Origin of the sequence: Streptomyces sp. NBC_01294, assembly GCF_035917235.1 — a bacterium.
GTDB lineage: Bacteria > Actinomycetota > Actinomycetes > Streptomycetales > Streptomycetaceae > Streptomyces > Streptomyces caledonius.
Genome location: NZ_CP108423.1, coordinates 2,833,254 through 2,850,532, shown reverse-complemented (window position 1 = coordinate 2,850,532; position 17,279 = coordinate 2,833,254). Strand labels below are relative to the sequence as shown.

The following is a 17,279-nucleotide window of genomic DNA, read 5'->3' as shown; positions in this document are numbered from 1 at the left end:
GCCTTGACGGGGGCCCGGGCGGGGAGGAGCGTGGCTTCTTATGAGGGGTGAACCAAGTTGCCCGAAGTGCGGTGGCCGGGTCAGGGCGCCCGGACTCTTCTCCGACTCCTGGCAGTGCGCGGTGCACGGCACCGTCCACCCCTTGCAACCCGTCATTCCGCCCAGTGTCGAAGGCCTGAGCGTCGTGGTGCACCGGGCGCGGGTGCCCGTGTGGATGCCGTGGCCGCTGCCGGTGGGATGGCTGTTCACGGGGGTCGCGTCCGCCGGTGACGACCGCAGTGGCGGCCGGGCGACCGCCGTGGCCTGTTCGGGTCCCGGACCTCTGGGGGGCATCGGCGAGCTGTTGCTGATCGCGGAGGAACTGGGCGTCGGCATGGGCGCGCGGTTCGCGGGGATCGACGGCCTCGACCCCGGCTCGTCCATCAACGTGTCGGCGCCGCCCCACGCCAAGGTCGTCGCGGCGGGCCGCCCGACACCGCTCTGGCACGTCAACGGCGGCCCCGACGACCGGGCCGTCTTCGCCGGCGAGGCACGGGGCCTGTGGCTCTGGGCGATCGTCTGGCCGGAGCAGTCCGGCCTCCTGCTGTACGACGAGCTCGTCCTCACCGACCTCCGCGACGCGGGAGCCGAGGTCGAGCTCCTTCCGTGCGGGGCCCTGAGCCCGCGCATCCTGGGCCCGGACAGCCCTTAGGAGGGCGAAAGGGAACCCCTGCGCGGTTATCCTGGGGTGTCCCCCCGTCCCGTACGACCCATGGAGCCCGGCTGTGCGCATCGACCTGCACGCCCACTCCACGGCCTCCGACGGTACGGACACCCCCGCCGAGCTGATGCGCAACGCCGCCGGCGCCGGGCTGGACGTGGTCGCGCTGACCGACCACGACACCGTGCGCGGATACGGCGAGGCCCTCGCGGCCCTTCCCGCCGGACTGACGCTGGTGACCGGGGCCGAGCTGTCCTGCCGGCTCGACGGGGTCGGCGTGCACATGCTCGCGTACCTCTTCGACCCCGAGGAGCCCGAGCTCGCCCGCGAGCGGGAGCTCGTCCGCGACGACCGCACCCCGCGCGCACAGTCCATGGTCGGCAAGCTCCAGGCCCTCGGCGTGGACGTGACCTGGGAGCAGGTGGCCCGGATCGCCGGTGAGGGCTCGGTCGGGCGGCCGCACATCGCCACCGCCCTCGTCGAGCTGGGCGTCGTGTCCACCGTCTCGGACGCCTTCACGCCCGACTGGCTCGCCGACGGCGGCCGCGCGTACGCCGAGAAGCACGAGCTCGACCCGTTCGACGCCATCCGCCTGGTCAAGGCGGCCGGCGGCGTGACCGTCTTCGCGCACCCCGCCGCCGTCAAGCGCGGCCGGTGCGTGCCGGAGGCCGCGATAGCCGAGCTGGCGGCCGCGGGCCTCGACGGCATCGAGGTGGACCACATGGACCACGACGCCGACACCCGCGCGCGTCTGCGCGGCCTGGCGGGGGACCTCGGACTGCTCACCACCGGCTCCAGCGACTACCACGGCAGCCGCAAGACCTGCGGCCTCGGGGAGTACACGACCGACCCCGAGATCTACGGCGAGATCACGCGCCGCGCGACCGGGGCCTTCCCGGTGCCCGGCGCCGGCGGACGCGAGCGCTGAATCGGCCCGGTTTCCCCCGGGTCCGGACCGCTCCACCCGTCCCGCTCTTCTTCTTCGCGACACCCCTCTCTCCTGCAAGGCATCACTGTGTTTGATTTCGCCGTCTTCGGATCCCTTTTCCTCACGCTTTTTGTGATTATGGACCCCCCGGGGATCACGCCGATCTTCCTCGCCCTGACCTCCGGCCGCCCCGTCAAGGTGCAGCGGCGCATGGCCTGGCAGGCCGTCTGTGTGGCCTTCGGGGTCATCGCCGTCTTCGGTCTCTGCGGCCAGCAGATCCTGGACTACCTGCACGTCTCCGTCCCGGCGCTGATGATCGCCGGTGGTCTGCTGCTCCTGCTCATCGCGCTGGACCTGCTCACCGGAAAGACCGACGAGCCGAAGCAGACCAAGGACGTGAACGTCGCCCTGGTCCCGCTGGGCATGCCGCTGCTGGCCGGGCCCGGTGCGATCGTGTCCGTCATCCTGGCCGTGCAGAAGGTGGACGGCGCCGCCGGCCAGGTCTCCGTCTGGGCCGCGATCGTCGCCATGCACATCGTGCTGTGGATCACCATGCGCTACTCGCTGGTGATCATCCGGGTCATCAAGGACGGCGGCGTCGTCCTCGTGACGCGGCTCGCCGGCATGATGCTCTCGGCGATCGCCGTGCAGCAGATCATCAACGGCGTGCTCCAGGTCGTACAGGGAGCCTGACCGCCCGGCGCGCGACGCGCGAACGCCCCCGTACCGGTACCGGTGCGGGGGCGTCGACGTGTGTGCGGTGTGGTGTGGGACGCGTCAGCAGGACGCCGTCCCGGCCGGTCGGATCAGAATGCGCTGGCCGACAGACGCGGCGTGCTGCACGATCCCGTTGACGGAGGCCGCGTCCACGACGGTGCTGTCCACGGCGGATCCGTCGACGTCGTCCAGGCGCAGAATCTCGAAGCGCACGGGGCTTCTCCCTTCGTCGGTGTTTCTCCTTGCATGGGGTTCAACCGAGCGTAGGAGAGAAACATTCCCTACGCTAAAGAAATTTTTTCACTCGCTAACGACTATGCGGTGCAGGCGTCCCAGAACGCGGCCAGCGCACCAGCTGTGACCTGCGGATTCTCCGCGTTGGGGGAGTGCTCGGCGCCCTCCACGAGCACGCGCGACGCGCTCAAACGGTGCGCCATGTCATCCATCAGCGGCACGGGCCACGCGTAGTCCAGCTCTCCGGACAGCACCAGCTTCGGGAGCGGTACGGCCGCCAGCTCCTCCACCCGGTCCGGCTCGGAGATCAGCGCCCGGCCCGTGACGATCAGCTGCTCGGGCACGGTGGCCAGCCACCGGTCACGCAGGAAGTCCGCCAGCTCGGGGGAGTCCCCGGCCGCGTCCTGCGGATCGTGGGCCCGCATCGCCGCCCAGATCCCGGGCATGTCGCCGCCCATCGCCTCCAGCGCGGCCACGAGCAGCTTCGTACGTGCCTGCTGCCCCTCGGAGATCGCCGCCGGCCCGCTGCTCATCAGGGTGAGCGAGGCGAACGGCGACGGGTCGCGCAGCACCGCCGCGCGCGAGATCAGCCCGCCGAGCGAGTGGCCGACCAGGTGGACCGGGCCCGCCCCCAGCGCACGGGCCTGGGCGAGGACGTCGCGTGCCAGCTCCTCCAGCGCGTACGCCGACTCCTCGCGCGGGCCGGGGCTCTCGTACTGCCCGCGCCCGTCCACGGCGACCACCCGGTACCCGGCAGCGGCCAGCGGCTCCAGGAGGCCGATGAAGTCCTCCTTGCTGCCCGTGAAGCCGGGGACCAGCAGGGCGGTCCCGCGCAGCGGCTCACCGGCCTCCTGCACGGCGAACCCGCCGCGGTCGGTGGCGAGGAGGTACGCGCGGGCGGCGGACGGCAGGGTGAGGCACGGCGGCTTGCTCATGGCCCGAGGTTACCGGCCCGTAGGTTCCGGCACAGCCCGGGTACGCCGATGGCCCCGGCCCCCTCGGAAGGGGAGCGGGGCCATCGGCGTACGTGCCGGGTGCTACGCCTCGGGCGCGGCCGCGACCTTGCGGGTGCGGGTGCGCTTCGGCTTGGCCGGGGCCTCCTCGGCCACGGCGGCGGCCTCGGCGACCGGAGCGGCCGCGGCGACCTTGCGGGTGCGGGTGCGCTTCGGCTTCGCCGGAGCCTCCTCCGCCACCGCGACGGCCTCGGCGACGGCCGGAGCCGCCTCGACGACCTTGCGCGGACGGGTCCGGCGGGCCTTCACGGGCTCCACCGGGGGCGCCATCTGGAAGTCCGGCTCCGGAGCGGTCTCGACGACCCTGCGGACCCGGGCCCGGGGGGCCGTGACCGGCTCCAGGGGCGCAGCCGTCTGGAAGTCGGGCTCGGGAGCGGCCTCCGCCACCTTGCGGGTGCGGGTGCGCTTCGCCTTGACCGGAGCCTCCTCCGCCACGGCGACCGGAGCGGCCTCCACGACGGGAGCGGCCTGGACGACCGGTGCGGCCTCGACGACCGGAGCGGCCTGGACGGCCTCCACGGCCTGGGCCGGCACCGCAGCCACACGGGTGCGGCGGCGGCGCGGCCTGCGCGGCTCGTCGGCGGCCGGGGCCGCGGGGGCCTCGGGCGCGTCGACGGGGGTCACGGCTTCGGCGCCCTCGGCGAGCTCCGCCCCGCCCCGCGTACGGCGGCGCTGACGCGGCGTACGGGTACGGGCCGGACGCTCCTCGGTCACCACGGCGGCGGCGGCCGGACCGCGGCCGCCACGGGCACCGCGGCCGCCGGTCTCGCCCAGGTCCTCGACGTTCTCGGCCTTCAGGCCGGCCCGCGTGCGCTCGGCGCGCGGCAGGATGCCCTTGGTGCCGGCCGGGATGTTCAGCTGCTCGAACAGGTGCGGCGACGTGGAGTACGTCTCCAGCGGGTCGTGGAAGTCCAGCTCCAGCGCCTTGTTGATCAGCTGCCAGCGCGGGATGTCGTCCCAGTCGACCAGGGTGACGGCGATGCCCTTGTTGCCCGCGCGGCCGGTGCGGCCCACACGGTGCAGGAAGGTCTTCTCGTCCTCCGGCGTCTGGTAGTTGATGACGTGGGTCACACCCTCGACATCGATACCGCGCGCGGCGACGTCGGTGCACACCAGCACGTCGACCTTGCCGTTGCGGAAGGCGCGCAGCGCCTGCTCACGGGCGCCCTGGCCCAGGTCGCCGTGGACGGCGCCCGAGGCGAAGCCGCGCTTCTCCAGCTGCTCGGCGATGTCGGCCGCCGTGCGCTTGGTACGGCAGAAGATCATGGCCAGGCCGCGGCCCTCGGCCTGCAGGATGCGGGAGACGAGCTCCGGCTTGTCCATGTTGTGCGCACGGAAGACGTGCTGCGTGGTGTTGGCGACGGTCGCGCCCTCGCCGTCCTCGGAGACGGCGCGGATGTGGGTCGGCTGCGTCATGTACCGGCGGGCCAGGCCGATGACCGCGCCCGGCATGGTCGCCGAGAACAGCATCGTCTGGCGCTTCGGCGGCAGGTAGCTCATGATCCGCTCGACGTCGGGCAGGAAGCCCAGGTCGAGCATCTCGTCGGCCTCGTCCAGGACGAGCGCGCGGACGTGCGAGAGGTCGAGCTTCTTCTGGCCGGCCAGGTCGAGCAGGCGGCCCGGGGTGCCGACGATGATGTCGACGCCCTTCTTGAGCGCCTCGACCTGCGGCTCGTACGCGCGGCCGCCGTATATGGCGAGGACGCGGACGTTGCGGACCTTGCCCGCGGTCAGGAGGTCGTTGGTGACCTGGGTGCACAGCTCGCGGGTCGGAACCACCACGAGGGCCTGCGGGGCGTCGGTCAGCTGCTCGGGCTTGGCCCGGCCCGCCTCGACGTCCGCGGGGACGGTGACCCGCTCCAGCAGGGGAAGGCCGAAACCGAGCGTCTTGCCGGTACCGGTCTTGGCCTGGCCGATGACGTCCGTGCCGGAAAGGGCGACGGGGAGGGTCATCTCCTGGATCGGGAAGGGGGACACAATGCCGACGGCCTCAAGGGCTTCGGCCGTTTCGGGAAGGATCCCGAGGTCTCGGAACGTAGTCAGGGTGCTGCCTCTTCTGTGAGACGCGGCGCGAGGCGGCGAGGGGGGTCGTACCGTGCCGTGCTTGCAGTACTGCTACGTACGAAGCCGCGCGGGACCACTAGCCTTCGCTCAGGCGCATCTGCCGCTGAGGGGGCCCCTCGTAGGAGGCGGTGCGCATGAACGCACGCACCACACCGAGGGCGGTCGGTTGGAGCCGATCGGGCCACCGACCGGGCATCCTCATTCGGATGGCCCGCCGAGTGTTCGGCAGGCGCATTACCACTGTACCCCGGAATCGCGCAGGTGTGTCGGGTGAATTCACCGGGCGGACGCGTTTAGCTGGACAGCCGGTCAACCGCCGTGATGACTTGGAGCGGCATTCGGCGGGCTATTGTGCGGAGCATGTCGACCGTAGAAAACGCCTCGCCCGCCGACGACAGCGCGCCCGCCGGAGCCGCGGGCATCGCCTCCCAGGACTGGGCGACCGCCTCTGCCTCGCCGCAGTACCGGGCCGCCGTCGTGGACCTGCTCGGCGCACTCGCGTACGGCGAGCTCGCGGCCTTCGAGCGCCTCGCGGAGGACGCGAAGCTCGCGCCCACCCTGGACGACAAGGCCGAGCTCGCCGCGATGGCCTCCGCCGAGTTCCACCACTTCGAGCGGCTTCGGGACCGGCTCGCGGCGATCGAGGTCGAGCCCACCGCCGCCATGGAGCCCTTCGCCAAGGGCGTCGACGACTTCCACCGCCAGACCGCACCGTCGGACTGGCTGGAGGGCCTGGTGAAGGCGTACGTCGGCGACTCCATCGCCAGTGACTTCTACCGCGAGGTCGCCTCCCACCTGGACAACGACACCCGCGCGCTCGTGCTCGGTGTGCTCGACGACACCGGCCACGGCAACTTCGCCGTCGAGAAGGTGCGCGCCGCGATCGAGGCGGACCCGCGCTGCGGCGGCCGGCTCGCGCTGTGGGCCCGCCGGCTGATGGGCGAGGCCCTCTCGCAGGCCCAGCGCGTGGTCGCCGAGCGCGACGCGCTCTCGACCATGCTGGTCGGCGGCGTCGACGGGATGGCGGCGGGCTTCGACCTCGCGGCCGTCGGCGAGATGTTCACCCGGATCACCAAGGCGCACACCAAGCGGATGGCCGCCCTCGGCCTCGCTGCCTGATCGGACGGCTCCCCACGGAGCCGGTACGGCTCCACACGTCGGCCCCGGCGCGCTCCGTGCGCACCGGGGCCGACGTGCGTGGGTCAGGATCCGGGCCTCGGAGGCGGGTCTACAGCGGGTGAGCCCTCAGGGGGTCTCAGGGGGTGGCTCCTCAGGCGGTGAGCCCTCAGGCGGTGGGTCCCCGGGGGGGGCGGGTCCTTTGGGGTCAGCCCCGCGACGGGAGCGAAAACGGAGTCCTGTGGGACGGCCTGCGGGGCCCGGGGGCCGGACGGAGCAGCAGCGACAGGACCACCGCCGACACCAGCACCCCGCCGATGAGGGTCGCGGTCAGGGTGTTGTGCCCGGGGCCCAGCGCGAAGTGGGTGAGGTACGCCCCGAACAGCGCTCCCAGCACCCCGCTGACCAGCACCACTCTCATGGAAGGCAAGCGGCTCGCGAGCACTCGCGCGGCTGTTGCGGACAGGGCGAGGCCCAGCAGGGCGGAGCCGAGCACTTCCAGCAGCAGCATGAGGTCACTCCCATGTGTCAGGGCGAACCGTGTCACTGCCGTCCTACCCGAAGCGGAAGAAAGAGAAACGGCCCGGTGGGATCAACCACCGGGCCGTTTGCGACAGTTCTCAGAGCGCGCCGAAACCGACCTTGCGCACGCTCGGCTCGCCCAGGTCGACATACGACAGGCGGTCGGACGGCACCAGGACCTTGCGGCCCTTGTTGTCGGTGAGGCTCAGCAGCGGCGCGGTGCCGGACAGCGCGGCGGTGACGATGCGCTCCAGCTCCTCGGCGCTCAGGTCGCTCTCCAGCACGATCTCCCGGGGTGCGTGCTGCACGCCGATCTTGACCTCCACGGCTTTGTCCCTCCGACGATCCGGTTCGCGCGATCAGCCGCGCCGTACGCGGTCCACATTAGCCCGGAGAGGGGATGCGGACCGCGCGCACCGGACACGCTCGCAGCGAACAGAGAGCCGACGGGCCGCCGGCCGGGACTGCGTCGCTCAGGACTCCGTCGGTCCGGACTCCGAGCCGTGCAGCGGGAAACCGGCGATGCCGCGCCACGCGAGCGAGGTCAGCAGGCCCACGGCCGTGTCGCGGGCGACCGGGCTCTCGCTGGAGAGCCAGTAGCGGGCCACGACCTGCGAGACCCCGCCCAGGCCCACGGCCAGCAGCATCGACTCGTCCTTGGACAGGCCGGTGTCCTCGGCGATGACGTCGGAGATGGCCTCGGCGCACTGCATCGAGACGCGGTCGACGCGCTCGCGCACGGCCGGCTCGTTCGTCAGGTCGGACTCGAAGACCAGCCGGAAGGCGCCGCCCTCGTCCTCCACGTACGCGAAGTAGGCGTCCATGGTCGCGGCCACACGCAGCTTGTTGTCCGTCGTCGACGCGAGAGCGGTGCGCACGGCCAGCAACAGGGCCTCGCAGTGCTGGTCCAGCAGCGCCAGGTACAGGTCGAGCTTGCCCGGGAAGTGCTGGTACAGCACCGGCTTGCTCACCCCGGCACGCTCGGCGATGTCGTCCATCGCCGCCGCGTGGTAACCCTGCGCGACGAAGACCTCCTGGGCCGCGCCCAGCAGCTGGTTGCGTCGGGCTCGGCGCGGCAGTCGCGTGCCCCGCGGACGCGCTGCTTCGGTCTGCTCGATGGCTGTCACGCCGCCTCCCACTTTCTCTAAGAACACAGTGCGCTCTGCGCCGCGCCGCCATCGTACTTTTCGGTAACCGAATCTGGAGGGTTCAAGCCGAGTTTTCTCGCGGTACGGACGGCCCGACGGCGCTGGTCAGCGGTTTGGTCGGCGGTTTTGGTCAGCGGCCGGCCGGCGGTCGCCGGCGGGCTGTCGTCGACGGTCAGCGGTAGTCGTCCTCGTCGAGCGGCACCACCCGCGCCTGCTCGGCGGCATCGCCGTCCGCGGCCTCGCCCGCCTCCGCACCCGTGATCGGGTCGTCCTCGTCCGGCCGGAGATCGGCCAGCTGCTCCGCCACATCCGCCTCGGGCGCCTCAGGATCGAGGGTTTCCGGAAACGGCTCCCGGAAGGTGTCCGGCTCCGCAGGGTCGACAGTCATGCCGCTCCCCTCGCTTCCTTGTGTTCACTTACGAGCCTAGGAGGATCGCGGATGCAGCGCTATGCGGATCCCGACCCGCTTGTGTCTGTGACGGCGAACACAGGAAGTGGAACGTGATCGTCTCGTAACATTGCCTGCATGTCTTCGACCGAGCTGCCGGGCGTACGGTCCACCGCCGAGCTGTCCTCCCTGGTGGGAGCCGTCCGGGTGGCCGAGGGTGAGCAGCTGCGCACCGCCGTCCTGCCCGGGCTGGAACTGAACGTCCGGGTGCGCCCGCCCCTGCGGGCGGGGCTGGCGCCCGCGCTGTTCGTGCACGGACTCGGCGGTTCCTCGCAGAACTGGTCGGATCTGATGGCGCAGCTCGCGGACACCGTCGACGGGGAGGCCCTGGACCTGCCCGGCTTCGGCTGGTCCCCACCGCCCGCAGACCGGGACTACTCGGTCACGGCGTTCGCCCGCGCCGTCATCCGGCACCTCGACGCCGCCGGGCGCGGCCCGGTCCACCTCTTCGGGAACTCCCTCGGCGGCGCCGTCTCCACCCGGGTCGCGGCCGTCCGCCCCGACCTCGTGCGCACCCTGACGCTGGTCTCGCCCGCCCTGCCCGAACTGCGCGTGCAGAAGTCGGCGGTGCCGACCGCACTGCTCGCCGTACCCGGGGTGGCCGCGCTCTTCAGCCGGCTGACGCAGGGACTCAGCGCCGAACAGCGCACCCGCGGGGTGACGGACCTCTGTTACGGAGACCCCTCCCGGGTGACGTCCGAGGGATTCCGCAACGCCGTCGAGGAGATGGAGCGGCGGATGGCGCTGCCGTACTTCTGGGAGGCGATGACCCGCTCCTCGCGCGGGATCGTCGACGCCTATACGCTCGGCGGCCAGCACGGACTGTGGCGGCAGGCACAGCGGGTTCTCGCCCCGTCCCTGCTGGTCTACGGTGGCCGGGACCAACTCGTCTCGTACCGTATGGCGCACAAGGCGGCCGCCGCCTACCGGGGTTCGCGGCTGCTGTGTCTGCCGGAGGCCGGGCACGTGGCGATGATGGAGTACCCCGAGGTGGTGGCCGCAGCCTTCCGAGAGCTGCTGCGCGACACCGGAACGGGCGAGAACGACCGGGATACCGAAGACGGCAGAGGCTGAGGACCGTGGGACGACATAGTCGCAAGGCCCCTTCCGCTGCCCCCGTCCGTCCGCAGGCGGAACCCGCGCCGCCGCCGTACGCGGAACCCGCGCCGCCGCCGTACGCGGAACCCGCGCCGCTGCCGTACGAGGAACAGCACGTCGCGCGGTGGCCCGAACCCACCGTCACCCACCAGGGGTACGTGCCCCGGGACCTGCCCGTCGCCGACGGCGCGCGGGCCGGCGGCCACCCCCAGCAGTACGAGCCCGGCGGCGCCTGGGGAGCCGGCCCCGACTCCGTGTACGGGGACTGGCACGGCGTACCGCGTCGCGCCGGCGGCGCCACCGCGACCGCGACGGCGGGGGCGGCCCCCGCCGCGCTCCTGGACTCCGACACCCCGGCCTTCGGCACCCCCGCCGTGGGCTTCCCGCAGGTCACCCTGGCACCGCCGGCCCCGCGGACGGTCGTGCCCGAGCCCGCACCCGACCCGTTCACCTCCACCGGCTCGCACCGCAGGGTGCCCGGGCCGCGCAAGCCGATCGACCCCGTCGTCGAGCCGGCTCCCGGCTCCGGCTCCGGCCCCGGACGCGGGCTGAAGGTCCGTACGTACACCGGCATGGCCGCCGCGGCCGTCACCACCGTCCTCGCCGTCGTCGTCGCGGGCCAGGTGGCCACGGACGGCGACGGCGGCAAGACCGGCGCACTGGCCGCCAACGACGACGCCCGGTCCGACTCGGCCGCCTCCCGTTCGGACGAGCGCCCGACGCCCGACGTGCCCGCGGCCGCGCCCGCGGCGCCATCCGTCGCCCCGCCCCCGCCGGAGCTGACGTACGAGCAGAAGATGGCCCAGCAGCTGCCGATCGACGCGAAACTCGCCGGGCCCGGGACCTTCGACACCGTGCCCGGTGTCGCCAAGGCCCCCGGCAAGGGCAAGCTCGTGCGCTACCGGGTCGACGTCGAGAAGGGCCTGGAGTTGGACCCGCAGCTCTTCGCCGAGGCCGTCCACCGCACCCTCAACGACCCGCGCAGCTGGGCCCACGGCGGCGCGATGACCTTCGAGCGGGTGCCGGGCGGCGAGGCCGATTTCGTGATCACCCTGGCCAGCCCCGGGACCACCGGCGTCTGGTGCGCCAAGTCCGACCTCGACACCACCGTCGACAACGTCTCCTGCGACTCCGCGTCGACCGACCGGGTGATGATCAACGCGTTCCGCTGGGCGCAGGGGTCCGCGACCTACGGACCGGACCAGATGTTCGCCTACCGCCAGATGCTCATCAACCACGAGGTCGGCCACCGGCTCGGACACGGGCACGTGAACTGCCGCACGCCCGGCGCGCTCGCCCCGATCATGCAGCAGCAGACCAAGTCCCTCGACATCGGCGGCATCGAATGCAAGGCCAACCCGTGGGTGCACCCCGGCAGTTGATGCCGTGTGCCGCACCCCGGGGCCGAGCGCGCGTTGACAATCCGTCCGATCATCGGCAATGGTTCTCCGCATGTCGCACCACCACACCATGACCGCGAGCGCCGCCATTGAGCTGGCGCTGCTTGGTGTGACCGCGCACAGCGTGGCCGACATCTTCTGTCGCTGAGCCTGCCCGACCGCGCCGCGACCCTTTTCCGACCCTTCGCCGCGCCCGGGTGTACCCATGCCCGCAGGCGCGGCTTCCTCCTGTTCGGTGCCCTCCGGTACCGCCGTCGACCGCTGCCCCTCGCGTGGCCCTTCCCGTCTTTCCTTCACGCCGAGAGGTCGACTTTCCGATGCTTCGTCCGACGTTCCGCCAGTCCCACATATCGCGCCGCGTGGCCGCGGTCGCCGTCAGCCTCGTACTGGCCGGGGGCGCCGCGGCCTGCGGCCCCAAGGACGCCTCGGACAAGGCGGGTTCGGGTGACGCTTCCGGCGCCGCCGGAGGCGCTCCGCAGAAGGGCGGCACCCTGACCGTCCTCAACTCCGAGCCGCAGAGCGACTTCGACCCGGCCCGTCTCTACACCTCGGGCGGCGGAAACGTCCCCTCACTGGTGTTCCGCACGCTGACCACCCGCAACCGCGAGGCCGGGAAGCCCGGCGCCCAGGTCGTGCCCGACCTGGCCACCGACACCGGCAAGCCCAACGCCGACGCCACGGAGTGGACGTACACGCTCAAGGACGGGCTGAAGTACGAGGACGGCTCCCCGATCACCACCGCCGACATCAAGTACGGCATCGAGCGGTCCTTCGCCGCCGAACTGTCGGGCGGAGCCCCCTACCTGCGGGACTGGCTGGTCGGCGGGGAGACGTACGAGGGCCCGTACAAGGACGGCGGCAAGGGGCTCGACTCGATCGTCGTCCCCGACGCGAAGACGATCGTCTTCACACTGCGCAAGCCCGAGGGCGAATTCCCCTTCGTCGCCACCCAGACGCAGTTCGCACCCGTCCCCAAGGCCAAGGACACCGGGGCCAAGTACGAGGAGCACCCGGTCTCCTCCGGCCCCTACAAGGTCGTCAAGAACGACAACGACGGCGAGCACCTCACCCTGGAGCGCAACGAGCACTGGGACGAGAAGACCGACCCCGAGCGCAAGGCCTACCCGGACCGGATCGACGTCCGCTCCGGCCTCGACTCGGCCGTCATCAACCAGCGCCTGTCCACCAGCTCCGGCCCGGACGCGGCCGCCGTCACCACCGACACCAACCTGGGCCCGGCCGAGCTCGCCCAGATCGGCGACAACAAGGAGCTGGCGGGACGCGTCGGCACCGGCCACTTCGGCTACATCAACTACCTCGCCTTCAACCCGAAGGCGGCCCCCTTCGACAACCCGAAGGTGCGCCAGGCCGTCTCCCACGCGATCAACCGCACCAGCGTGATCAACGCGGCGGGCGGATCCGCGCTGGCCGAGCCCGCGACCACCTTCCTGCCCGAGCACGAGGCCTTCGGCTTCACCCCGTACGACCAATTCCCGGCGGGCAAGACCGGTGACCCGGCCAAGGCCAGGGAACTCCTGAAGGAGGCGGGCTTCCCCGACGGCCTCACCGTCACCCTGACCCACTCCACCGCGCAGAACCGCCAGACCAGCCCCGAAGTCGCCACCGCCGTACAGCAGGCGCTCGCCGCCGCCGGGATCACCGTCAAGCTGGAAGGCCTGGAGAACAACGCCTTCAACGAGAAGCGCTGGGACGCCGCGAACACCCCCGGCCTCTTCCTCTCCCGCTGGGGCGCCGACTGGCCGTCCGGCGGCCCCTTCCTCGCGCCGATCTTCGACGGCCGGCAGATCGTGGCCAAGGGCTCCAACTACAACCACGCGCAGCTCAACGACCCCGCCGTGAACACCGAGATCGACGAGATCGCCAAGCTGACCGACCTCAAGGAGGCCGGCAAGCGCTGGGGAGCCCTCGACAAGAAGATCGGTGAGCAGGCCCTCACCGTGCCGCTCTTCCACCCGGTCTACAAGCGGCTCGTCGGCAAGGACGTCAAGAACGTCGTGATCAGCGACTGGACGGGCGTCCTCGACATCTCGCAGGTCTCCGTCAAGTGAGCGTCATGGCCGAACGGCCGGTGCCCGCGGCGGTGCCCCCGCCCGGGGGCACCGCCCCGGGCGCGGGCACCGCGCGCCAGGTCTGGCGGCGCCTGCGCCGCCGCCCCGCGGCCTTGGCGGCCGCCGGCGTCCTGGCGCTGCTCGTCCTCCTCGCCCTCACCGCGCCGCTGCTCGCCCAGCTCACCGGCCAGGACCCGAACGCGTACCACGACGACCTCGTCGACTCCGCGCGCGGCGGCGTCCCGATCGGCTCCTTCGGCGGGATCTCCGCCGACCACTGGCTCGGCGTCGAGCCCGGCACCGGCCGCGACCTCTTCACCCGGCTCGTCTACGGCGCGCGGATCTCCCTGCTCGTCGCGCTCGGCGCCACCGCCGTGCAGATCCTCGTCGGCGTGTCCGCCGGACTCGCCGCCGCCCTCGGCAACCGCTTCGTGGGACAGCTCATCGGCCGGTTCACCGACGTGATGATCGCCCTGCCCATGCTGGTGCTCGGCATCGCCCTCACCGCCGTCGTCCCGCCCGACTTCCCGCGGCCGCTGCTGCTGATCCTGATCATCGGCCTGCTCGACTGGGGCGGCACCGCCCGCATGGTCCGTGCCCAGACCCTCGCCCTGCGCGACCTGGACTTCGTGGACGCCGCACGGCTCTCCGGCAACAGCACGCTGCGCATCGCCCGCCGCGAACTGCTGCCCTCACTGGCCGCGCCCGTCATCACCCTCGCCGCCGTCAAGGTCCCCACCGCCATGGTGGCCGAGGCCTCGCTGTCCTTCCTCGGCGTCGGCGTGAAACCGCCCACCCCCTCCTGGGGACAGATGCTGTCGAGCGCCCAGACCTGGTTCCGCGCCGACCCCGCCTACGTCCTGCTCCCCGCAGGGCTGCTCTTCGTCACCGTGCTCGCCTTCACCGTGCTCGGCGACGCCGTGCGCACGGCCCTCGACCCGCGCGAAGGCTCCCGCCTGCGGGTCGGCACCAGAAAGGAGCGCAAGGGGTGACCCTCCCCCAGCTACCGCCGGGGGTGCCCCTGGTGCTCAAACGGACCGGGGGCGCACTGCTCGTGCTGCTCACCCTGTCCGTCGTCGTCTACGCCCTCTTCTACCTCGCCCCCGGCGACCCCGCCCGCCTCGCCTGCGGGGAGCGCTGCAACCCGGCGCAGATCGCCCAGGTCCGCGAACAGCTCGGGCTGAACGAATCGGTGGTCGTGCAGTACCTGCACTTCCTCCAGGGGCTGCTGGCGGGCCGCGACCACTCCGGCGGCGCCGGGCTGGTCCTGCACTGCGACGCGCCCTGCCTGGGATTCTCGTACCAGAACGACCAGCAGGTCACCGAGCTGATCCTGGAGCGGCTGCCCGCCACCCTGTCGCTGGCGCTGGGCGCGCTGGTGATCTGGCTGGTGGTCGGCGTCGGCACCGGGCTGCTGTCCGCGCTGCGCCGCGGCGGGATCACCGAACGGGCGCTGACCGTCCTCACGCTCGCCGGGACCGGCACGCCCGTCTTCATCCTGGGGCTGCTGCTGCTCATGACCGTCTGCGCCTACCTCCAGTGGCTGCCGTTCCCGACGTACGTCCCGCTGGGCGAGGACCCCGAGCAGTGGGCCTGGAACCTGCTGCTGCCCTGGGTGACCCTCGGCCTCTTCGAGAGCGCCAAGTACGCCCGTCTCACCCGGAGTTCGACCCTGGAGACGCTTGCCGAGGACCACATCCGCACCTTCCGCGCCTACGGGGTGGGGGAACGGGCCGTCGTCACCCGGCACGCGGTGCGCGGAGCCGTGGCCCCCGTGATCGCGCTCAGCGCCGTGGACTTCGGCACGATGATCGGCGGCGCGGTGCTGACGGAGTCGCTGTTCGGGATCCCCGGCCTCGGCAAGACCCTCATCGACGGGGTGCGGGTCGTGGACCTGCCCGTCGTGGTCGGCGTCGTCCTGGCGATCGGGACGGCCGTGGTCCTCGCGGGCGCGATCGCCGACGTGTTGTACGCCGCTGCGGACCGAAGGGTGGCCCTCGCATGACCGAACCGCTGGTGGACGTCACCGGCCTCGTCGTCGACTTCCCGGTCGGCGGGGCGGGGGAGTACGTACGGGCCGTGGACGGGGTCTCCTTCACCCTGGAACCGGGACGCGCCCTGGGCATCGTGGGCGAGTCCGGCAGCGGCAAGTCCACCGTGGCCGCGGCCCTGCTGGGGCTGCACCGCGGTACGGGCGCCAGGCTGGGCGGCACCGTCCGGGTGGGCGGCATCGACGTGGGCGCGGCGCCGGCGGCGGAGCTGCGCCGGCTGCGGGGCGGGACCGCCGCGATGGTCTTCCAGGACCCGCTGAGCTCCCTGGACCCGTACTACGCCATCGGCGACCAGATCGCCGAGGTCCTCCGGGTCCACGCGGACGTCTCGCGGCGGGCCGCCCGGGCGCGGGCCGTCGAGGTACTGGACCGGGTGGGCATCCCCGACGCGGTACGCCGCTCCCGCGCGCGGCCGCACGAGTTCAGCGGCGGCATGCGGCAACGGGCCCTCATCGCGATGGCGCTGGCCTGCGAGCCGCGGCTGCTGATCGCCGACGAGCCGACCACCGCGCTGGACGTCACCGTCCAGGCGCAGATCCTGGACCTGCTGCACGACCTGCGGGTGGAGCGGGGGCTCGGGCTGCTGCTGGTCACCCACGACGTGGGGGTGGCGGCGGAGAGCGTGGACGAGCTGCTGGTCATGCGGGACGGCTCCGCCGTGGAGCGCGGGGCGGTGGGCGGGGTGCTGTCGGCGCCGGCCGCCCCGTATACCCAGGCCCTGCTGGCGGCGGTGCCGAGGCTGGACGCGCCGCGGGTCTCCCGGGCGCTGCCCGGACCCGCGCCTCAAACGCCGGCGGGGCTGAAAGATCGGGGCTCCGCCCCGGACCCCGCGCCTCAAACGCCGGCGGGGCTGGAGGGTGCGGCTGGGCTGGAGGGTGCGGCGGGGTTGGAGGGTGCGGCGGGGTTGGAGGAGTGGGGCTTCGCGCCTCGGACGCTGGTTGCCGGGCCGGGGGAGCCGGTGGTTGAAGCGTTTGGGCTGAGGCGGGAGTTCGGGCGGGGGAAGCGGCGGGTCGTCGCCGTGGCCGGGGTGTCGCTCGCCGTGCGTGCCGGGGAGACGCTCGGGATCGTCGGTGAGAGCGGCTCCGGCAAGAGCACGCTCGGGCGGATGCTCGTCGGACTGCTGGAGCCCGGGTCCGGGCAGGTCCGCCACGAGGGCGTCGAGGTCACCGGGATCGCGAGCGGCGTGCAGATGGTGTTCCAGGACCCGGTGTCCTCCCTCAACCCGCGCCGCTCCATCGGCGAGTCCATCGCCGACCCGCTGCGCGCGGCCGGGGAGCGGGACGACGCGGCCGTCCGGGCCCGGGTCCGGGAGCTGCTGCTCCGCGTCGGGCTGGAGGCCGAGCACTACGACCGCTACCCGCACGAGTTCAGCGGCGGCCAGCGCCAGCGGGTGGGCATCGCGCGGGCGCTCGCGCCCCGGCCCCGGCTGATCGTCTGCGATGAGCCGGTCTCCGCCCTCGACGTGACCACGCAGGCGCAGGTCACCGCACTGCTGGCCGAGCTCCAGCGGGAGCTGGGCATCGCGCTGGTCTTCATCGCGCACGACCTCGCGGTCGTCCGGCAGGTCAGCGACCGGGTCGCCGTCATGCGGGCCGGCGAGATCGTGGAGCAGGGCCCGGTGGACGAGGTCTACGACCGCCCGGCCCACGCCTACACCCGGCAGCTGCTGGCCGCCGTACCGGCTCTGGACCCCGGGCTGGCCGCCGAGCGCCGTTCGTCGCGCCAGGAGGTCCTCGCCTAGGGACGAGGTCCTCGCCTTGGGGACGCCGCT

The 17,279-nt window shown here is 72.5% G+C and carries 18 protein-coding genes; 11 read left to right on the top strand and 7 right to left on the bottom strand.

The features are described from left to right. Nucleotides 1–40 precede the first annotated feature (40 nt). From OG534_RS12510 to OG534_RS12500, 3 genes are all read left to right on the top strand, one after another. Nucleotides 41–691 (top strand): DUF6758 family protein, encoded by a 651-nt coding sequence (locus OG534_RS12510; protein WP_326588159.1) that lies wholly within the window; start codon nucleotides 41–43, stop codon nucleotides 689–691. A 73-nt stretch (nucleotides 692–764) separates the two neighbouring features. Next, nucleotides 765–1,628: a PHP domain-containing protein gene (locus OG534_RS12505; RefSeq protein WP_326588158.1), complete on the top strand. Its 864-nt coding sequence runs from the start codon at nucleotides 765–767 to the stop codon at nucleotides 1,626–1,628. A gap of 87 nt (nucleotides 1,629–1,715) precedes the next feature. Continuing rightward, complete coding sequence (locus tag OG534_RS12500) at nucleotides 1,716–2,321, top strand: MarC family protein (protein ID WP_326588157.1); 606 nt, start codon at nucleotides 1,716–1,718, stop codon at nucleotides 2,319–2,321. Nucleotides 2,322–2,405: 84 nt separating this feature from the next. Here OG534_RS12500 and OG534_RS12495 read toward each other — a convergent pair whose 3' ends face one another. The 3 genes from OG534_RS12495 to OG534_RS12485 form a co-directional block, all read right to left on the bottom strand. Then, nucleotides 2,406–2,558, bottom strand: coding sequence for a hypothetical protein (locus tag OG534_RS12495; protein ID WP_326588156.1), 153 nt, complete (start codon nucleotides 2,556–2,558; stop codon nucleotides 2,406–2,408). A gap of 101 nt (nucleotides 2,559–2,659) precedes the next feature. Further along, nucleotides 2,660–3,514 (bottom strand): alpha/beta fold hydrolase, encoded by an 855-nt coding sequence (locus tag OG534_RS12490; protein WP_326588155.1) that lies wholly within the window; start codon nucleotides 3,512–3,514, stop codon nucleotides 2,660–2,662. Nucleotides 3,515–3,616: 102 nt separating this feature from the next. Further along, nucleotides 3,617–5,545 (bottom strand): DEAD/DEAH box helicase, encoded by a 1,929-nt coding sequence (locus tag OG534_RS12485; RefSeq protein WP_442807076.1) that lies wholly within the window; start codon nucleotides 5,543–5,545, stop codon nucleotides 3,617–3,619. A gap of 471 nt (nucleotides 5,546–6,016) precedes the next feature. Between OG534_RS12485 and OG534_RS12480 the strand changes: the two genes are divergently transcribed. After that, nucleotides 6,017–6,775 (top strand): ferritin-like fold-containing protein, encoded by a 759-nt coding sequence (locus OG534_RS12480; RefSeq protein WP_319724811.1) that lies wholly within the window; start codon nucleotides 6,017–6,019, stop codon nucleotides 6,773–6,775. A 205-nt stretch (nucleotides 6,776–6,980) separates the two neighbouring features. Here OG534_RS12480 and OG534_RS12475 read toward each other — a convergent pair whose 3' ends face one another. From OG534_RS12475 to OG534_RS12460, 4 genes are all read right to left on the bottom strand, one after another. After that, nucleotides 6,981–7,283: a hypothetical protein gene (locus OG534_RS12475; RefSeq protein ID WP_385164889.1), complete on the bottom strand. Its 303-nt coding sequence runs from the start codon at nucleotides 7,281–7,283 to the stop codon at nucleotides 6,981–6,983. 109 nt (nucleotides 7,284–7,392) lie between these two features. Then, on the bottom strand, nucleotides 7,393–7,620 hold the full coding sequence (locus tag OG534_RS12470; protein WP_326588154.1) for a DUF3107 domain-containing protein: 228 nt from the start codon (nucleotides 7,618–7,620) through the stop codon (nucleotides 7,393–7,395). A 147-nt stretch (nucleotides 7,621–7,767) separates the two neighbouring features. After that, nucleotides 7,768–8,421, bottom strand: a complete 654-nt coding sequence (locus OG534_RS12465; protein ID WP_326588153.1) for a TetR/AcrR family transcriptional regulator — start codon at nucleotides 8,419–8,421, stop codon at nucleotides 7,768–7,770. Nucleotides 8,422–8,614: 193 nt separating this feature from the next. Continuing rightward, nucleotides 8,615–8,830 (bottom strand): hypothetical protein, encoded by a 216-nt coding sequence (locus OG534_RS12460; protein ID WP_326588152.1) that lies wholly within the window; start codon nucleotides 8,828–8,830, stop codon nucleotides 8,615–8,617. Nucleotides 8,831–8,968: 138 nt separating this feature from the next. Between OG534_RS12460 and OG534_RS12455 the strand changes: the two genes are divergently transcribed. From OG534_RS12455 to OG534_RS12425, 7 genes are all read left to right on the top strand, one after another. Then, the gene (locus OG534_RS12455) at nucleotides 8,969–9,964 is read left to right on the top strand and encodes an alpha/beta fold hydrolase (RefSeq protein ID WP_326588151.1); all 996 of its coding nucleotides are present in this window, start codon (nucleotides 8,969–8,971) and stop codon (nucleotides 9,962–9,964) included. Between the two features lie 5 nt (nucleotides 9,965–9,969). Further along, on the top strand, nucleotides 9,970–11,370 hold the full coding sequence (locus OG534_RS12450; protein WP_326588150.1) for a DUF3152 domain-containing protein: 1,401 nt from the start codon (nucleotides 9,970–9,972) through the stop codon (nucleotides 11,368–11,370). A gap of 70 nt (nucleotides 11,371–11,440) precedes the next feature. Beyond that, entirely contained in the window at nucleotides 11,441–11,536 is a 96-nt protein-coding gene (locus OG534_RS12445; RefSeq protein WP_314243733.1) for an Ms4533A family Cys-rich leader peptide, read from the top strand. Nucleotides 11,537–11,705: 169 nt separating this feature from the next. Then, complete coding sequence (locus tag OG534_RS12440) at nucleotides 11,706–13,457, top strand: ABC transporter substrate-binding protein (protein ID WP_326588149.1); 1,752 nt, start codon at nucleotides 11,706–11,708, stop codon at nucleotides 13,455–13,457. Between the two features lie 5 nt (nucleotides 13,458–13,462). Then, nucleotides 13,463–14,449 carry an ABC transporter permease gene (locus OG534_RS12435; RefSeq protein WP_326588148.1) on the top strand — a complete coding sequence of 329 codons (987 nt, stop codon included), beginning with the start codon at nucleotides 13,463–13,465 and terminating at the stop codon, nucleotides 14,447–14,449. After that, nucleotides 14,446–15,462: an ABC transporter permease gene (locus OG534_RS12430; protein ID WP_326588147.1), complete on the top strand. Its 1,017-nt coding sequence runs from the start codon at nucleotides 14,446–14,448 to the stop codon at nucleotides 15,460–15,462. Before OG534_RS12435 ends, OG534_RS12430 begins: the two co-directional genes overlap by 4 nt. Beyond that, entirely contained in the window at nucleotides 15,459–17,249 is a 1,791-nt protein-coding gene (locus OG534_RS12425) for an ABC transporter ATP-binding protein (protein WP_326588146.1), read from the top strand. Before OG534_RS12430 ends, OG534_RS12425 begins: the two co-directional genes overlap by 4 nt. The last annotated feature ends 30 nt before the right edge of the window (nucleotides 17,250–17,279 follow it).

Coding starts and splice junctions, on each gene's coding strand:
- OG534_RS12455 (WP_326588151.1), top strand. CDS start 8,969: ATGTCTTCGACCGAGCTGCCGGGCGTACGGTCCACCGCCGAGCTGTCC.
- OG534_RS12490 (WP_326588155.1), bottom strand. CDS start 3,514: ATGAGCAAGCCGCCGTGCCTCACCCTGCCGTCCGCCGCCCGCGCGTAC.
- OG534_RS12445 (WP_314243733.1), top strand. CDS start 11,441: ATGTCGCACCACCACACCATGACCGCGAGCGCCGCCATTGAGCTGGCG.
- OG534_RS12440 (WP_326588149.1), top strand. CDS start 11,706: ATGCTTCGTCCGACGTTCCGCCAGTCCCACATATCGCGCCGCGTGGCC.
- OG534_RS12475 (WP_385164889.1), bottom strand. CDS start 7,283: ATGCTGCTGCTGGAAGTGCTCGGCTCCGCCCTGCTGGGCCTCGCCCTG.
- OG534_RS12425 (WP_326588146.1), top strand. CDS start 15,459: ATGACCGAACCGCTGGTGGACGTCACCGGCCTCGTCGTCGACTTCCCG.
- OG534_RS12480 (WP_319724811.1), top strand. CDS start 6,017: ATGTCGACCGTAGAAAACGCCTCGCCCGCCGACGACAGCGCGCCCGCC.
- OG534_RS12485 (WP_442807076.1), bottom strand. CDS start 5,545: ATGACCCTCCCCGTCGCCCTTTCCGGCACGGACGTCATCGGCCAGGCC.
- OG534_RS12435 (WP_326588148.1), top strand. CDS start 13,463: ATGGCCGAACGGCCGGTGCCCGCGGCGGTGCCCCCGCCCGGGGGCACC.
- OG534_RS12510 (WP_326588159.1), top strand. CDS start 41: ATGAGGGGTGAACCAAGTTGCCCGAAGTGCGGTGGCCGGGTCAGGGCG.
- OG534_RS12460 (WP_326588152.1), bottom strand. CDS start 8,830: ATGACTGTCGACCCTGCGGAGCCGGACACCTTCCGGGAGCCGTTTCCG.